The 15,315-nt window shown below is 66.4% G+C and carries 14 protein-coding genes and 1 pseudogene; 13 read left to right on the forward strand and 2 right to left on the reverse strand.

Annotated elements, in window-relative coordinates:
• Nucleotides 1-55: 55 nt before the first annotated feature.
• The 10 genes and pseudogenes from zapE (at nucleotide 56) to AC1RQK_RS11985 (ending at nucleotide 9,547) form a co-directional block, all read left to right on the forward strand.
• On the forward strand, nucleotides 56-1,153 hold the full coding sequence (zapE, locus tag AC1RQK_RS11940; RefSeq protein ID WP_043347352.1) for a cell division protein ZapE: 1,098 nt from the start codon (nucleotides 56-58) through the stop codon (nucleotides 1,151-1,153).
• Between the two features lie 108 nt (nucleotides 1,154-1,261).
• Nucleotides 1,262-3,820 (forward strand): heavy metal translocating P-type ATPase, encoded by a 2,559-nt coding sequence (locus tag AC1RQK_RS11945; RefSeq protein ID WP_492372407.1) that lies wholly within the window; start codon nucleotides 1,262-1,264, stop codon nucleotides 3,818-3,820.
• A 4-nt stretch (nucleotides 3,821-3,824) separates the two neighbouring features.
• Nucleotides 3,825-3,971: a cbb3-type cytochrome oxidase assembly protein CcoS gene (gene ccoS, locus AC1RQK_RS11950; protein WP_006162067.1), complete on the forward strand. Its 147-nt coding sequence runs from the start codon at nucleotides 3,825-3,827 to the stop codon at nucleotides 3,969-3,971.
• Nucleotides 3,972-4,151: 180 nt separating this feature from the next.
• On the forward strand, nucleotides 4,152-5,600 hold the full coding sequence (gene ccoN / locus AC1RQK_RS11955) for a cytochrome-c oxidase, cbb3-type subunit I (RefSeq protein ID WP_043347346.1): 1,449 nt from the start codon (nucleotides 4,152-4,154) through the stop codon (nucleotides 5,598-5,600).
• Between the two features lie 19 nt (nucleotides 5,601-5,619).
• Nucleotides 5,620-6,297, forward strand: a complete 678-nt coding sequence (ccoO, locus tag AC1RQK_RS11960; protein WP_150990991.1) for a cytochrome-c oxidase, cbb3-type subunit II — start codon at nucleotides 5,620-5,622, stop codon at nucleotides 6,295-6,297.
• A 3-nt stretch (nucleotides 6,298-6,300) separates the two neighbouring features.
• Nucleotides 6,301-6,435 (forward strand): annotated as a pseudogene (locus tag AC1RQK_RS11965) (cbb3-type cytochrome oxidase subunit 3); the annotation flags it as partial.
• A 96-nt stretch (nucleotides 6,436-6,531) separates the two neighbouring features.
• Nucleotides 6,532-7,458, forward strand: a complete 927-nt coding sequence (ccoP, locus tag AC1RQK_RS11970; protein WP_492372406.1) for a cytochrome-c oxidase, cbb3-type subunit III — start codon at nucleotides 6,532-6,534, stop codon at nucleotides 7,456-7,458.
• Between the two features lie 55 nt (nucleotides 7,459-7,513).
• Nucleotides 7,514-9,013 carry a cytochrome c oxidase accessory protein CcoG gene (gene ccoG, locus AC1RQK_RS11975; protein WP_492372405.1) on the forward strand — a complete coding sequence of 500 codons (1,500 nt, stop codon included), beginning with the start codon at nucleotides 7,514-7,516 and terminating at the stop codon, nucleotides 9,011-9,013.
• 67 nt (nucleotides 9,014-9,080) lie between these two features.
• The gene (locus AC1RQK_RS11980) at nucleotides 9,081-9,299 is read left to right on the forward strand and encodes a membrane protein (RefSeq protein ID WP_043347331.1); all 219 of its coding nucleotides are present in this window, start codon (nucleotides 9,081-9,083) and stop codon (nucleotides 9,297-9,299) included.
• Between the two features lie 2 nt (nucleotides 9,300-9,301).
• On the forward strand, nucleotides 9,302-9,547 hold the full coding sequence (locus AC1RQK_RS11985) for a hypothetical protein (protein ID WP_253927466.1): 246 nt from the start codon (nucleotides 9,302-9,304) through the stop codon (nucleotides 9,545-9,547).
• 86 nt (nucleotides 9,548-9,633) lie between these two features.
• Here the strand turns inward: AC1RQK_RS11985 and fnr are convergent, their stop codons facing one another.
• The gene (fnr, locus tag AC1RQK_RS11990) at nucleotides 9,634-10,359 is read right to left on the reverse strand and encodes a fumarate/nitrate reduction transcriptional regulator Fnr (RefSeq protein ID WP_150990999.1); all 726 of its coding nucleotides are present in this window, start codon (nucleotides 10,357-10,359) and stop codon (nucleotides 9,634-9,636) included.
• 298 nt (nucleotides 10,360-10,657) lie between these two features.
• Here fnr and AC1RQK_RS11995 point away from each other — a divergent pair, with 298 nt between their 5' ends.
• Complete coding sequence (locus AC1RQK_RS11995) at nucleotides 10,658-11,422, forward strand: sulfite exporter TauE/SafE family protein (RefSeq protein ID WP_492809177.1); 765 nt, start codon at nucleotides 10,658-10,660, stop codon at nucleotides 11,420-11,422.
• Between the two features lie 23 nt (nucleotides 11,423-11,445).
• Here AC1RQK_RS11995 and AC1RQK_RS12000 read toward each other — a convergent pair whose 3' ends face one another.
• Nucleotides 11,446-11,886 carry a hypothetical protein gene (locus AC1RQK_RS12000; RefSeq protein ID WP_492809178.1) on the reverse strand — a complete coding sequence of 147 codons (441 nt, stop codon included), beginning with the start codon at nucleotides 11,884-11,886 and terminating at the stop codon, nucleotides 11,446-11,448.
• Nucleotides 11,887-12,012: 126 nt separating this feature from the next.
• On the opposite strand from AC1RQK_RS12000, the gene scpB reads away from it, so the two are divergent.
• The gene (scpB, locus tag AC1RQK_RS12005) at nucleotides 12,013-13,089 is read left to right on the forward strand and encodes an SMC-Scp complex subunit ScpB (RefSeq protein ID WP_492809179.1); all 1,077 of its coding nucleotides are present in this window, start codon (nucleotides 12,013-12,015) and stop codon (nucleotides 13,087-13,089) included.
• A 5-nt stretch (nucleotides 13,090-13,094) separates the two neighbouring features.
• Complete coding sequence (rluB, locus tag AC1RQK_RS12010) at nucleotides 13,095-15,059, forward strand: 23S rRNA pseudouridine(2605) synthase RluB (protein WP_492809180.1); 1,965 nt, start codon at nucleotides 13,095-13,097, stop codon at nucleotides 15,057-15,059.
• Nucleotides 15,060-15,315 lie beyond the last annotated feature (256 nt).

The raw sequence follows: 15,315 nt of genomic DNA on the forward strand, positions 1-15,315 counted from the left end.
CGCCTCGATCCTCATTCAAGCCGGCGCCTCCCGGCATCCAGCGCAAGCAGTCAGCATGAACGTCCGTGAGTACTACGAGCAGGAACTGAAGCAACGTGGCTACACCACCGACCCCGCGCAGTTGCGCGCCGTCGAGCGCCTGCAGCAATGCTATGACGAGTGGGTGGCCTACAAGAGCCGGCGCAACAGCACGCTGAAAAAGCTGCTGGTGCACCCGGACGTGCCCAAGGGCGTGTACCTGTGGGGCGGGGTCGGCCGCGGCAAGTCCTTCCTGATGGACAGCTTCTATACCTGCGTACCGGTGGTGCGCAAGACTCGGCTGCATTTCCACGAATTCATGCGCGAGGTGCATCGCCAGCTCGAAGAGCTGCGCGGGCGCCCGGATCCGCTGGACGAACTGGCCAAGCGCATCGCGCGGCGGTTCCGCCTGATCTGCTTTGATGAGTTCCATGTCAGCGACGTGGCCGATGCGATGATCCTGCACCGCCTGCTGCAGCAGATGTTCGAGAATGGCGTGCAGTTCGTGATGACGTCGAACTACCGGCCGGACCTGCTGTACCCGGACGGCTTGCACCGGGATCGCGTGCTGCCGGCCATCGCGCTGCTGCAGCACAAGCTCGACGTGCTCAATGTCGATGCCGGCATCGACTACCGCAAGCGCGCGCTGGAGCAGGTGGAGGCGTATCACACGCCGCTGGGACCCGAGGCCAGCTCGGCCCTGCGCCATGCCTTTACCGGTATTGCCGGCGTGGCCGACGAATCCCCCATCCTGCATATCGAGCACCGCGAACTGCGCGCGCTGCGCAAGGCGGGCGGGGTGGTCTGGTTCGATTTCAATACGCTGTGCGGTGGCCCGCGCTCGCAGAACGACTACCTGGAGCTCGCCACCGAGTTCCACACGGTGATCCTCTCCGACGTGCCCAGGATGACGCCGCGCATGTCGTCGGAGGCACGCCGTTTCACCTGGCTGATCGACGTGTTCTACGACCACAAGGTCAAGCTGCTGATCTCGGCGGAAGTGCCGGCGGATGAACTCTACACCGAAGGCCAGATGGCCAACGAGTTCAGCCGCACGGTGTCGCGCATCATCGAGATGCAGTCGCGCGAATACCTGGAAGCGCCGCGCCGTACGGTCGACACCTCTCTGACCTGATGCCCTGCGCAGGCGGCGCGCCGTGCGCCGTCTGGCCACCCGCTTGATCTGTATCAAGGCGGCTTGCCACCGGGACTCTTACCATGCAGATGGTAAAAAAGAGTCCCGATGCCGACTTCCCCAGCCCCAGCCTATTCCGCCCGGTCCCTGCCCAATCCGCCGCCTGCACGCGCAAGCGGCGTGCCTGCGGCCGCCGGGCGTGCGGGCTGCTTCCACTGCGGACAGCCGCTCGTGGCCGGCGAGCCGCCCTTGCATGCCAGCATCGACGGCGAAGAACAGGCGTTTTGCTGCGGTGGCTGCCAGGCCCTGGCGCAGACACTGCACGCAGCCGGGTTCGGCCATCTCTATGGCGACCAGGCCCGCTTTGCCCGGCCGATCGACGACGCGGCGCGGCGCGAGGCCGAGCCTGTCTGGGCCGCCTACGACACCGAGGAGTTACGGGCCCAGTTCGTGCGCCCGCTGGACGAACGTCGGGCCGAGATCACGCTGGCGCCGGAGAATATCCGCTGCGCCGCCTGCGCCTGGCTGATCGAGCAGCACCTGGGCAGCCTGCCCGGTGTGGAATCGGTGATCGCCAACGTGGCCACGCGCCGCGTGGTGGTGCGCTGGCGCGCGGCCGAGCAGCCGGTCTCCGCCTTGCTCGCTGCGCTGGCGGGGATCGGCTACCTGGCGTGGCCGTTCGAGGTTTCGCGCTCGGACCGGCAGGACCGTCATGCGCGCCGTGGCCTGCTGATGCGCATGGCGGTGGCCATGCTCGGCATGATGCAGGTGATGATGTACGCATGGCCCATCTATACCCATGAAGCCACCATCGATCCGGGCCAGTTGCAGCTGATGCGCTGGGCCAGCCTGGTGCTGACCTTGCCTGTGGTGCTGTACTCGGCCTCGCCGATCTTCGCTGGGGCGTGGCGTGGGCTGCGGCAGCGCCACCTGGGCATGGATGTGCCGGTGGCGCTGGGCGTGGGGGCGGGCTTTATCGCCAGCACCGTGGCGACGCTACGCGGCACCGGCGAGGTGTACTTCGATTCCGTCACCATGTTTGTCGCGTTCTTGCTGCTGGCGCGCTACCTGGAGTTGCGCGTGCGCCAGGCATCGCGCAGTGGTGCCGAGATGCTGGCGCGGCAGTTGCCCGCCACCTGCGAGCGCCTGCGTGCCGAGGGCGGCGCGGGCGAGCGGGTGCCGGTGGCACGCCTGCGCGCTGGCGACCTGATCCGCGTCAAGGCGGGCGAGGTGGTACCCGCCGATGCCACGGTGATCGCCGGCGCAAGCGAGCTCGATGAATCCATGCTGACCGGCGAGAGCCGGCCGGTGCCGCGCAGCATCGGGGATCCCGTGCTGGCAGGTTGCTTCAACACCGCGAGCCCGCTTGAGTTGCGCGTGGCCAAGGTAGGGGCGGGCACCCGGCTGGCGGAGATCGTCGCCGTGCTGGACCGCGCGCTGGCCGAGAAGCCGCGCCTTGCCACCGTGGCCGACCGCGTGGCGGGCTGGTTCGTCGCCATCTTGCTGGTGCTGGCGGCCGTCACCGGCGCCGTCTGGTGGGCCTGGATCGATCCCGCGCGCGCGTTGCTTGTGACGGTGGCGGTGCTGGTGGTGAGTTGCCCGTGCGCGCTCTCGCTGGCCACGCCGGCGGCGCTGGCCGCGGCCGGGGCCGCGTTGTCGCGCCGCGGCTTGCTGCTCACGCGCGGCCACGCGCTGGAGACCCTGGCCAGCGTCACGGACGTGATGCTCGACAAGACCGGCACGCTCACGCAGGGGCGTTTCGCACTGGTGCGCACGCAGTCCAGCGGCGATGCCGATGCCGCTACCTGCCTGCGCCTGGCCGCGGCCATGGAACGCTCCGGCGAGCACCCGATCGCGCGCGGCATCGTCGACGCCGCGCAAGCCCAAGGCCTTGCGCACGAGACGCTCGCCATCGACGGCATGCGTAATGTGCCGGGGCAGGGCCTTGAAGCCGATCTGGATGGGCAGCGTTACCGCCTTGGCCGGCGCGAGTTCGTGGAGGCGCTGTGCGAGCACGGCAGCGCCGCCAGCTGGCACGCAGAACTTGCCGGCAGCGAGCGCCGCGGCGCCACGCTGGTATGGCTGGGCAGCGCCGCCGGTGCGCTGGCGGTGTTCGAGTTGGCCGATGTGGCGCGTGAGCAATCCGCGCGCTTGCTCAGCGAGTTGCGCGCGCTCGGCGTGACCTGCCATCTCGTCTCGGGCGATACGCCGGCCACCGTCGGCTGGTGGGCCGATCATTTCCAGATCCCGCGCCGCGAGGGCGGTGTCACGCCCGAAGGCAAGCGCGAGTACGTGGCGCGCCTGCAGCGCGGCGGCGCCGTGGTGCTGGCGGTGGGCGACGGCATCAACGACGCGCCGGTGCTGGCGCAGGCGCAAGTCTCGATCGCCATCGGCAGCGGCGCGCCGCTGGCGCAGGCCGGCGCCGACGCGGTGCTGACCCATGGCCGCGTGGCGGAGATCGCGAACGCGCTCAAGATGGCCCGCCGTGCGCGCAGTGTGGTGCGCCAGAACCTCGCCTGGGCCTTTGCCTATAACGTGATCGCCATTCCGCTGGCGGCAACCGGCTATGTCACCGCCTGGATGGCGGGCATCGGCATGTCGGTGTCGTCGCTGCTGGTGGTAGCCAACGCCTGGCGCCTGCTGCGCGCCGGCAAGCCCGGAGATTGACGCCATGGACATGCTCTACCTGCTGGTGCCGATGAGTCTGGTGCTGGTCGCGGTGATCGCCGGCGCGCTCTGGTGGGCGCTGCACGCCGGGCAATACGACGACCTCGACCGGCCCGGCGAGGCCATTCTGCTCGACAACGATAAGCCCTGAGTGATCACGGCAATGCGGCCGTGCCCGTGCGCGGCCGCGTTGCCGTGTGTGCGGATGTGAGACGCCGTTGCACCTGAGTTCCCATGCTTTCCGGTGCGCTTGATACAGATCAAGACAGCTTGCGCGCGCTTTTCCTACAGTCACAACATCAATTCATGTTTATCCAATCTGGGGGTCTGAATGGCTGTCACCGCCGCGTATTCTCGCGCCGACACCTTCAATTACGGCGTTGTGCGGCAGTTTGCCGTCATGACGGTAGTCTGGGGGATTGTCGGTATGGCCGTAGGCGTTCTGCTCGCGGCACAGTTGATCTGGCCGGAGCTTAATTTCAACACGCCATGGCTGTCGTTCGGACGCTTGCGCCCGCTGCACACCAATGCGGTCATCTTCGCCTTCGGCGGCAGCGCGCTGTTCGCTACTTCGTACTACATCGTGCAGCGCACCTGCCAGGCGCGGCTGTTCTGCGGCCCACTGGCGGCCTTCACGTTCTGGGGCTGGCAACTGGTGATCGTGGCCGCGGTCATCACGCTGCCGCTGGGCATCACCAGCTCGAAGGAATACGCCGAGCTCGAATGGCCGATCGACATCCTGATCACGCTGGTCTGGGTGGCTTATGCCATCGTGTTCTTCGGCACCATCATGAAGCGCAAGACCCGCCATATCTACGTGGCCAACTGGTTCTTCGGCGCGTACATCCTGACCATCGCCATCCTGCATCTCGTCAACAACGCCGAGATGCCGGTGGGCATGTGGAAGTCCTACTCGGCGTATGCCGGCGTGCAGGACGCCATGGTGCAGTGGTGGTACGGCCATAACGCGGTGGGCTTCTTCCTGACCACCAGCTTCCTGGGCATGATGTATTACTTCATCCCCAAGCAGGCCGGCCGCCCGATCTATTCCTACCGCCTGTCGATCGTTCACTTCTGGGCGCTCAACTTCACCTATATGTGGGCTGGTCCCCACCACCTGCAGTTCACCTCGCTGCCGGACTGGGCGCAATCGCTCGGCATGGTGTTCTCGCTGATCCTGCTGGCGCCTTCGTGGGGCGGCATGATCAACGGCATCATGACCTTGTCGGGTGCCTGGCACAAGCTGCGCACCGATCCCATCCTCAAGTTCCTGGTGGTGGCGCTGTCGTTCTACGGCATGGCGACCTTCGAGGGCTCGATGATGTCGATCAAGACCGTCAACGCGCTGTCGCACTACACGGACTGGACCATTGGCCACGTGCACTCCGGCGCGCTGGGCTGGGTCGCGATGATCTCGATCGGTTCGCTCTACTACCTGATCCCGCGGCTCTTTGGCGAGAAGGAGATGTACAGCGTGCGCCTGATCGAGCTGCATTTCTGGATCGCTACCATCGGCGTGGTGCTGTACATCGCCTCGATGTGGATTGCCGGTGTGATGGAGGGCCTGATGTGGCGCGCCACCCAGCCCGACGGCACGCTGACCTACGCCTTCGTGGAAGCGGTCAAGGCCAAGTACCCGTTCTACCTGATCCGCTTGCTGGGTGGCTTGTGCTTCCTCTCAGGCATGCTGCTGATGGCATACAACGTGGCCAGGACCATCATCGGCAAGCCTGCCGTGGATGCACTGATCCCGACCAGCGTTTCCGCCTCCGCCCATTGATCATTCCAGGATAGAAACGATGTCCGAAAAACGAAGCTTCTTTACGCACGAGACCCTGGAGAAGAATATCGGGTGGCTGATCATCTGTACCATCCTGGTGGTCAGCATCGCCGGGCTCGTCCAGATCGTGCCGCTGTTCTTCCAGCACTCCACCACCGAGCCCGACGCGGGTATCAAGCCGTACTCCGCGCTGCGCCTGATGGGCCGCGATATCTATATCCGCGAGGGCTGCGTGGGCTGCCATTCGCAGCAGGTGCGCACCTTGCAAGGCGATGTCGAGCGCTATGGCCACTACTCCACGGCGGGCGAATCGGTCTACGACCATCCCTTCCTGTGGGGCTCCAAGCGTACCGGTCCCGACCTGGCGCGCGTGGGCGGACGCTACTCCGATGACTGGCAGCGCATCCACTTGCGCAATCCGCGCGACGTGGTGCCCGAATCGGTGATGCCGTCCTACCCGTGGCTGGAGAAAACGCCGTTGCAGACCAACGATGTCCGCGACCGCATGCGTGCGCTGCGCCGTCTCGGCGTGCCGTACACCGACGCCGAGATTGAGCAGGCGCCTGCCACGCTGGCCGGCAAGACCGAGGAAGACGCGATGGTCGCCTACCTGCAGGAGCTTGGCATCGCCAAGCGCAATGTGCGTGTCGATACCGCGGCTGCCGCGCAGCCCGCGGCCACGCCGGCCAAGGAGTAAGCCATGGCAATGATCACCGCGTTTTCCACCGTGGTCTCGATGGCTGCCTTCATTGCCATCTGCTGGTGGGCCTGGTCGTCAGGGCGCAAGGCCGCCAACCAGGAGTCGGCCATGCTGCCGTTCGCCTTGCCCGACGAGCCGCTGGCCGCACGCCAAGACGCCAGGCCCGATGCCGGCCACCGCGTCGCGCGTCATGCCGGCGGCGCAAACAACACCAAGCAGGAACACTGAGTCATGAGCGACTTCTTCACGGATTTCTGGAGCTACTACATTGCCGCCATCGCGCTGGTCGGCATCGTCTGGTGCGTGTGGCTGCTGTTTTCCCAGCGCAAGGTCACCAAGATTGTGGGTGCGCCCGAGGACACCGGCCACGTGTGGGACGGCGACCTGCGCGAGCTGAACAACCCGCTGCCACGCTGGTGGATGTGGATGTTCCTGCTGGCATGCATCTTTGGCCTGGGTTACCTAGTGCTGTACCCCGGCCTGGGATCCTACGCCGGCGTGCTCAAGACCTCCAGCCGGGTTGAGCTGGAGGCGCACCGCCAGGCGGCCGAACAACTGCAGCGCGAGGTCTATGGCAAGTACATGCAGATGGACGTCAAGCAGGTGGCGGCCGACCCGGCGGCGCGCGAGATCGGGCAACGCCTGTTTCTCAACTACTGCGCGCAATGCCACGGCTCCGATGCGCGCGGCAGCCGCGGCTTTCCCAACCTGACCGATAACGACTGGCTGTACGGCGGGGAGCCCGAGACCATCACGCAGACCATTACCAAGGGCCGCAACGGCGTGATGCCGTCGTTCGCCTCGACCATCGACGGCAAGCTCGCTGGCGACGTGGCGCAATACGTGCGCTCGCTGTCCGGCCTGTCTTACGACCCGATCCGCGCCTCGCGCGGCGAGAGCACGTTCAAGTCCACCTGCGCGGCCTGCCATGGCTCCACCGGCAAGGGCAACCAGGCGCTTGGCGCGCCTAACCTGTCGGACCGCGTGTGGCTGTACGGCAGCTCGGAGGCGAACATCGTCGACGCCATCCTGAAGGGCCACAACAACCATATGCCGGCGCACGAGGAAATCCTCACGCCAGAGCGTATCCGCATGTTGACGGCCTATGTCTGGGGCCTGTCCAACACCGGCGGCGCAGGCGAGGGGGCGAAGCAATGAGCCACTGCGCTTATGCTTGTCAGCCGGGCCCGCACCGCGGCGGGGGTGTTCGCCCATGAACGCCCCCGGACCGGAGCCGCTTGAAAGGAACGGGGCCGCGTGGGCGCCGCTGCGAGCGCCCACGCCTGATTCGGCGGACGCGGAAACGTCGGACGAGACCCTGTACGAAGTCCGCCGCAAGATCTATCCGCGCTCGGTGTCGGGTGCGTTCTCGAGCTGGCGGGTCTGGATGGTGGTCCTGACCCAGCTGTTCTTCTATGGCATGCCCTGGCTGCAGTGGAATGGCCGCCAGGCCATGTTGTTCGATCTCGGCGCGCGCAAGTTCTATATCTTTGGCCTGGTGCTGTGGCCCCAGGACGTGATCTACCTTGCCGTGCTGCTGGTGATCTCCGCGGTGTCGCTGTTTCTCTTCACGGCGATCGCGGGGCGGCTGTTTTGCGGCTACGCTTGTCCGCAGACGGTGTACACCGAGATCTTCATGTGGATCGAGCGGCATGTGGAAGGCGACCGCTTTGCCCGCATCCGCCTGGACGGCGATCCTTGGAGCGTGCGCAAGCTGCGCCTGAAGGCCACCAAGCACACGCTCTGGATCGTGATCGCGCTATGGACGGGCTTTACCTTCGTCGGCTATTTCTCGCCCATTCGCACGCTCGGCGCGCAGGTGCTGAGCCTCTCGCTGGGTCCGTGGCAGACGTTCTGGATGCTGTTTTACTCGTTTGCCACCTGGGGCAACGCCGGCTTCATGCGCGAGCAGGTCTGCAAGTACATGTGCCCGTATGCGCGCTTCCAGAGCGTGATGGTGGATCGCGACACCTATGTGGTCACCTATGACGTGGGCCGCGGCGAGCCGCGCGGCAGCCGCTCGCGCAAGGCGGACCACAAGGCCGCCGGGCTGGGCTCGTGCGTGAATTGCAGCATCTGCGTGCAGGTCTGTCCTACTGGCATCGATATCCGCGATGGCCTGCAATACGACTGCATTGGCTGCGGCGCCTGTATCGACGCCTGCAACCAGGTCATGGACAAGATGGCTTACCCGCGCGGGCTGATCCGCTATACGTCCGAGAACGCCATGCGCAGCGCGCTCTCCGAGACCGTGGCGCGCAAGCGCCTGGTGCGGCCGCGCACGGTGATCTACTCGGTGATCTGGCTGGCGCTGGTCGCCGGCTTCATGGCCTCGCTGGCCATGCGCACGCCGCTCAAGGTCGATATCATCCGCGACCGCGGCGCGCTGGGGCGGGAAGTGGAAGGGCGCTGGATCGAGAACGTGTACCGGCTGCAGCTGATCAACACGACCGAGGCGCCAATGCGCGTCGCCGTCAGCGCGGGCAGCGATGAGCTCAAGGGCCTGGCTGTGGAATATGATCACGCTGCCGGCAACCTGGAGCCCACGTCCAATCGCCTGATTCCCATCCGGGTGCGCGTGCCGATCGAGTCCGCGGCGCAGGGCACGCACAAGATCGAGGTCACAGTGACCGCGGTGCCCGACGAGGGCGCGGGGAGCCATGGCGCGGAGATTCGACAGAGCACCAGCTTTATCGTGCCGCGCAATCTATGAGGCGGCAGGGACGCTGGTTGCACCAATCCGTACGCAACATACGCGATCTAGATCTAGAGGAGGCCAGATGACGCAGCAAAGTAATCCCTGGTGGAAGGAGCCATGGCCGTGGCTGCTGATGAGTGGGCCGTTCGTGGCCATGGTGGCCTGCGGGGTCACGATCTGGCTGGCCATGACCCATCCGGATCCGCCCATTGAGGAAGGGGTGGCGCGCCACGGCCTGGTGGTTGAGAAGGCGGGCAGCGCGGCACGCCAGGCAGCGCCGGTCGCGGCGCAAGCGAGGTGATCATGAGGCTACGCTGGCTGATGTGGGTGCTGTGGCCCGCTTTCCTGGTCGCCGGGCTGACGACCGCGCTGGTATTCTCCATGGTCGATCCCGGCGACCTGCGCTTCTTCGGCCAGCCGGTCGAGGCATCGCGGGAGGCGGTCTACACCGTGGGTTTCCTGATCGCGTGGGTGCTGTGCGCGCTGTCGAGCGGCTTGACGCTGTACACCATGCCCACGCGGCTGGCGGACACGGACGAGCTGGAGTGATTGCGATGCGCGCCTTGCCGGTTCAGGCCAGCAGGCGCGGCATCGCGGCGAGCCGCCGCGGGCGAGGGCGGCGCGCGACGTGCAGGTCAGCAGGACTTGTTGACGATCTGCTTGATCCCCACCATGTCGACCAGCTTGACGTGGCGCTGGCGGATCTGGATCAGGCCGGCTTCCGCAAAGCGCGAGAACAGGCGGCTGACGGTTTCGAGCTTGAGCCCCAGGTAGCTGCCGATTTCCTCGCGGCTCATGCGCAGCACGAACTCGGAGGCCGAATAGCCGCGCGCGGACAAGCGCTCGGACAGGTTGATCAGGAAAGCGGCAAGCCGCTCCTCGGCGCGCATCGATCCGAGCGTGATCAACATGACCTGGTCCTGCGAGATCTCCTTGCTCATCAGGCGCATGAACTGATGCTGCAGCGACGGCAGGACGTTGGACAGCGTCTGGAGATCGCCAAAGCGTACCACGCAGACTTCGGTATCTTCCAGCGCGGTGGCGTCCGACGCATGCTGCATCTCGCCAAGGCCGTCGAGGCCGACGACTTCGCCGGGAAGGTGGAAGCCCGTGATCTGCGAGCGGCCGTCTTCCATTGTCAGGTGGGTCTTGAGCGTGCCGAAGCGGATCGCGTAGACGGCGGTGAGAGGATCGCCGAGGCGGTACAGGGTTTCGCCCTTGCGTACGCGCACCCGGTCCTGGACCAGCGTATCCATCTTTTCGAGGTCCTGCTGCGACATGCCGACGGGCAGGCAGAGCTGGCCGAGCGAGCAAGTGGAGCAGCGGGGCGACATCTCGGTAATGGGAATGGTGGTGAGCAATTGGGGCCTGTCGGTTTAGCGCAGTCAGTCAAGCGCGATGTGGCGGGCGCATTGAGTTGAGAGCTTGACGTTGAGAGTCGTCGGTTGGAAGCGCTATCCACATCGGCCTGGCGCGCGGGTCTTGCGGCAGTGCGCTATCTGTGCAGCGCGGCTTGCCGTGCCCGTCGTCATGTTGTGCGAGCGCGCTGGTGTGCGCGGGCGCAAGGCCTCATGTTGATAGCGCCTCTTGGAGCTGCGGGGGCGCGTTCGCCGCATTTTACCGCGCCAGACGTTGCGATTGTGTGATTGGGAGGAGAAGTTGACCATAGGCGTGCTTATCAGCGTATTTACCTTGGCTTTGCTGGGCGGCGTGCACTGCGCCGCCATGTGCGGCGGGATCGCGCTGGCGGCGGAGCAGGGCGGCGTTGCGCGCGTGCCTGCCACGGTGCTCCGGCGTCCCGGCCATTGGTTGCTGGAACTGCTTGTCATGCATGCCGGGCGGCTGAGCATGTATGCGGTGCTGGGAGGCTTGCTGGGCGCCCTTGGCGCCGGCGTCTGGAAGACGCAGTACCTGCCGCTGCAGCGCTGGCTGTTCGGGGTCGGCAGTGTAATGCTGGTGCTGTCGGGCTTGTGGATGTTGCGCGGGCGCACCATGGGTACGGGTTGGCTGGAGCGGCTCGCCGCCCGGGGCGCGGGTGGCTTGCTGCGCGGCCTTGGTGCCGTCGGGGCGCGCTTGCCGGCTGTGGCCCGGGCGTATGGGCAGGGCCGGTTGCTGCGCCGCTACGGCATGGGGCTAGCCTGGGGGCTGGTCCCGTGCGGCATGGTGTACGGTGCTCTTGCCATGGCGTTGCTGGCCGGCAATGCCCCGTCGGGCGCGCTGGTGATGGCCGTGTTTGGCCTGGGCACCCTGCCGAACCTGCTGGTGATCTCGGGCCTGTCCGGCTATCTCAGGCAGCTTTCGCGGCGCCCGGCGTTGCGGGCTGGCGCTGGGCTTGCGGTGGTGGCCTTTGGCTTGGCCGGGGTGGCGCGCGCGCTGCTTTTGCCTGAGACGCTTGCCGCGCATGGATTCTGCCTGGTCTTCTGAAGCGCTGCTTCGTGGTGTATCTGTCACTTCTTCGCTGAGGTAGCTGTGCGAATCGGTTGCAGGTTTGCCAGGGAATGCCATACAATCGCAAGAACAGCGATATCGCGCACGTATTTCATCGTGGCATCGTCAGGTAGCATCCGCTGCTCAGGGATGCATGCCAGGAACACCCAGGCAGGCATCAGCGCCAGGGACCGTTCCCCATCCGCCGTCCGGTTCAAAAGATTCGGTTCAAAAGACCAGCTACGGCAGGGCGGGGTGAAATAGGCCAGCAGGCCCGATATCCGTATTTTCTTGCACCCGGCGCGTTCGATGATAAACGCCGCGCCGGACAGGTCCGCCACATCAGGGGGAAGGCGCGACGCAAGGGCTCCGTCGACTGGCAGATAATGCCGGTGGCCGGGCGATCTCCTGCCGGTCAGGTCCGGCACCCGATGCAATAAAAGAAGGCGCACGGCTGGCATGCATCAAGCATGCGGTTGGCTGCGCGGCCAGATGGCGGTGGCAATCCCTACCGCTGAACCCGCAATCTCCAGTGCGCCCGGGATCAACCGGGGCGCAGGTGCAAAGACAGGCTGCACGCAATCAACATGAATACCCAAGAGGCGAAGATCGTCCTCGAGACCGCGCTGATCTGCGCGCAGGAACCCTTGCGCGTCAATGACTTGCGCCGGCTGTTTGCCGACGACGTCGGTGCCGACACCATTCGTGTGCTGCTCGAAGAGCTGCGCCGCGACTGGGAGCAACGCGGCGTGGAACTCGTGGCACTGGCCAGTGGCTGGCGTTTCCAGAGCCGCCCTGTCATGCGTGAATACCTGGATCGGCTGAATCCTGAAAAGCCGCCCAAGTACTCCCGCGCCGTGATGGAGACGCTGGCGATCATTGCCTACCGGCAACCGGTCACGCGGGGCGATATCGAGGAAATCCGTGGTGTCGCGGTCAGCACCGAAGTCGTGAAGAAGCTCGAGGACCGCAGCTGGATCGAGGTGATCGGCCACCGTGACGTGCCCGGGCGGCCTGCGCTTTATGCCACCACCAAGAACTTCCTTGATGACCTTGGCCTGCGCACGCTCGATGAATTGCCGCCGCTGGAGGACATCCAGGCCCAGGCGCAGGTCGCGCTGCTGAATCAGGAGCCGATTGACTTCGAGGCGCTGGGCAAGGTGCCGGCGGATAGCGACGAAGAGGCATTCGCGGAACCTGGCGCTGATCAGGCCGGCGCTGCCGCGCTGGTTGCGGCGGATGCCGGAGAGGGTGAACCGACCTCTTCCGGCGTGGTTGCCCACGACGGTCTTGCGGCCGGCGCCATGGATGGCATCGCCGATTTGGTGGATGCGTTTGAAAGGAAGGAGGCCTTGGCGCAAGCGGAAGCCGGGTTCACACCCGCGCCCGAGGCCGAGGCGGAAGTGCCGGCGACGCCCGGGCCAGGCAGTGAGCCAGGGAGCGAGCCGGTGTCCGCCGAGCCCGCCGGCGCGCTGTCTGGCGACATAGCCGCGGAGCAAGCCGTCGAAGACGGTGAAACAAATGAGCAAACGGACACGCCCGCCAACGGTTACCACGTACAAGTGGCCTCCGGCGAGCAGGCGTCCGAAGTCCCGGGGGCGTCCACGACGAATCCGGCGCACCCCAGCGAGCACGACGAGCACGACCAGCGCGTGTCCAACTGAACACCATGCAACATCCGAATGTGAATACCTTGTCCGATTCTGATCAAGACGTCCGCCAGGCGGATACGCCGGCCGGCGATGCCGGCAATGGCGCCGAAGGCGGCGCCGGCACCGATGGCGCGCCGCGCCGCAAGGGCCTGCGCCGTGGCTTGCGCAATCTGGTGGCCACGCGCCGCCAGGCCGCGCAGGACCGCGACGGCGACCGTGCCGCGGACGGCGGGGCGGCAATCCCTGCGGGCGGCCCCGATGCGGGCGCCGCGCAAGACGCGCGTGGCGACGGCGCAAGGAAGGGACGTACGCGTGGCAAACGCAAGCTCGCGGAAGGCGAGGCTGTGCAGGCCGGCGAGCAGCAGGGCGAACGCCCGGCGCCGCGAGGCCGCCGGAACTTCAGCGGTGACAATGCCGAAGGCGCAAGCGAAGCTGGCGGAGAAGCCACGGGCGAGCGCCAGCGTGACGGCGCGCGCGCCAACCCGAACGGGAATGGCGCCCGCAAGCGCAAGCCGCAGCAAGGCCTGCAGCCGCAAGGCGCGGCTCGCCGTGGTGGCGCCGAAGGGCAGCAAGGTGGCCCGCGCCAGCAAGGCAAGGGTAACAAGGGCAAAGGCGGCGCGCAGCGCCCAGCCGCGGGTGTGCCTGAGAAGGCGCCCGCCGCCGCGAGCGGCGAGGACCTGTTCCGCTTTGTCATTTCCGGTCAGTACGACCAGGAAGAGTCGAGTGGTCCGCAAGCCCGGGTCAAGCCGGTGCGCGAGCTGTCTGCAGACGATGATGCGCCCAAGCTGCACAAAGTGCTCGCCGAGGGTGGACTGGGCTCGCGCCGGGAAATGGAAGAGCTGATCCTGCAGGGCCGGGTTTCGGTCAATGGCCTGCCTGCCCACATCGGCCAGCGCATCCTGCCGGCCGACCAGGTCCGGGTCAACGGCAAGCTGATTCATCGCCGTGTGTCGTCCAAGCCTCCGCGCGTGCTGCTGTATCACAAGCCGTCCGGCGAAATCGTCAGCCAGTCGGATCCGGAAGGCCGTCCGACCGTGTTCGACAGCCTGCCGCGCATCAAGGCAGGGAAGTGGGTGGCCGTGGGCCGCCTCGACTTCAACACCGAGGGCTTGCTGATCTTTACCTCCTCGGGCGATATCGCCAACAAGTTCATGCATCCGCGCTACGGCGTGGAGCGCGAATATGCGGTGCGCACGCTGGGTGAGCTGGCCGAGGCCGATCGCCAGCGCCTGCTGCATGGCATCAAGCTCGACGATGGCGAGGCTAATTTTCTGCGCATCGCGGACGGTGGTGGCGAAGGCATCAACCACTGGTACCACGTGGCGCTGACCGAAGGCCGCAACCGCGAAGTCCGCCGCATGTTCGAGGCCGTCGGCCTGACCGTGTCGCGCCTGATCCGTACCCGTTACGGCCAGTTCCTGCTGCCGCGCGGCCTGAAGCGCGGCCGCTGGCAGGAACTCGCGGCGGACGACGTGCGCGCGCTGATGGCATCCATCGGCCTGAAGGCGCCGTCCAAGGGGGATAGCGGTCCCCGCGGCGGCAGCAAGGTGGGTGGCCGGCAGCAGCGCACCGAGGCAGCCATTGCCGGCATGCCGATGCCGACCGGCATGGACGGCCTGCCGCGCGTCAACCGCGGCAACGGCCCGCGCGGCAGCGGTGCTGGCCGCGGCCAGCCGGATCCGATGCAAACGTCGATGGGCTACATCGGTGGCCCGACCCTGCTGACGTCCCATACCACCAAGCTGGGTGGTGGCGCGGCGGGTTCCCCCCGCGGCCCGGGCGGCCCGGGCCGCGGCGGCCGCAGTGGCGGCCGTGGCGCTGGCATGGGCGGCGGCATGGGCGGTATGGGCGGTATGGGCGGCGGTCAGAATCGTTCCCAGCGCCGCGGTGGTGGCGAAGCCAATGGGAATGTGATGCCGCAGGCCGGCAAGCCCAACGGCAATCGCCGTCCTCGTGGTGGTGGCCGCGACGGCAATCGTTGAGCGATGCGAGGCAGGGTGCCTTGGGCGGGCCTGGCAGGGAAAAGAGCGGCGCAGGCCGCATCCCTGTCTTGCCAAAGCTGGGTGCCTTTGCCTTTTGCACCGCGACAGCGTATAATCAAAGTCTATTCAAAAGTCATCCTGCAAAAAGGGTGGGCGAATGATGGGCATTGCGCCCATTTTTTTTTGCTTCGCCCGTTTCGTGTGCTTGCCGTGTTTCGCGGCGCGCCGGTCGGGATGACTGGCAGGCAAGCTGGCT

It is taken from the genome of Cupriavidus sp. GW822-FHT02D05 (assembly GCF_058802485.1).

Bases quoted from the DNA above. Each gene is read 5' to 3' on its own strand.
- zapE (WP_043347352.1), top strand. From the start codon at position 56: ATGAACGTCCGTGAGTACTACGAGCAGGAACTGAAGCAACGTGGCTAC.
- AC1RQK_RS11945 (WP_492372407.1), top strand. From the start codon at position 1,262: ATGCCGACTTCCCCAGCCCCAGCCTATTCCGCCCGGTCCCTGCCCAAT.
- ccoS (WP_006162067.1), top strand. From the start codon at position 3,825: ATGGACATGCTCTACCTGCTGGTGCCGATGAGTCTGGTGCTGGTCGCG.
- ccoN (WP_043347346.1), top strand. From the start codon at position 4,152: ATGGCTGTCACCGCCGCGTATTCTCGCGCCGACACCTTCAATTACGGC.
- ccoO (WP_150990991.1), top strand. From the start codon at position 5,620: ATGTCCGAAAAACGAAGCTTCTTTACGCACGAGACCCTGGAGAAGAAT.
- ccoP (WP_492372406.1), top strand. From the start codon at position 6,532: ATGAGCGACTTCTTCACGGATTTCTGGAGCTACTACATTGCCGCCATC.
- ccoG (WP_492372405.1), top strand. From the start codon at position 7,514: ATGAACGCCCCCGGACCGGAGCCGCTTGAAAGGAACGGGGCCGCGTGG.
- AC1RQK_RS11980 (WP_043347331.1), top strand. From the start codon at position 9,081: ATGACGCAGCAAAGTAATCCCTGGTGGAAGGAGCCATGGCCGTGGCTG.
- AC1RQK_RS11985 (WP_253927466.1), top strand. From the start codon at position 9,302: ATGAGGCTACGCTGGCTGATGTGGGTGCTGTGGCCCGCTTTCCTGGTC.
- AC1RQK_RS12000 (WP_492809178.1), bottom strand. From the start codon at position 11,886: ATGCCAGCCGTGCGCCTTCTTTTATTGCATCGGGTGCCGGACCTGACC.
- scpB (WP_492809179.1), top strand. From the start codon at position 12,013: ATGAATACCCAAGAGGCGAAGATCGTCCTCGAGACCGCGCTGATCTGC.
- rluB (WP_492809180.1), top strand. From the start codon at position 13,095: ATGCAACATCCGAATGTGAATACCTTGTCCGATTCTGATCAAGACGTC.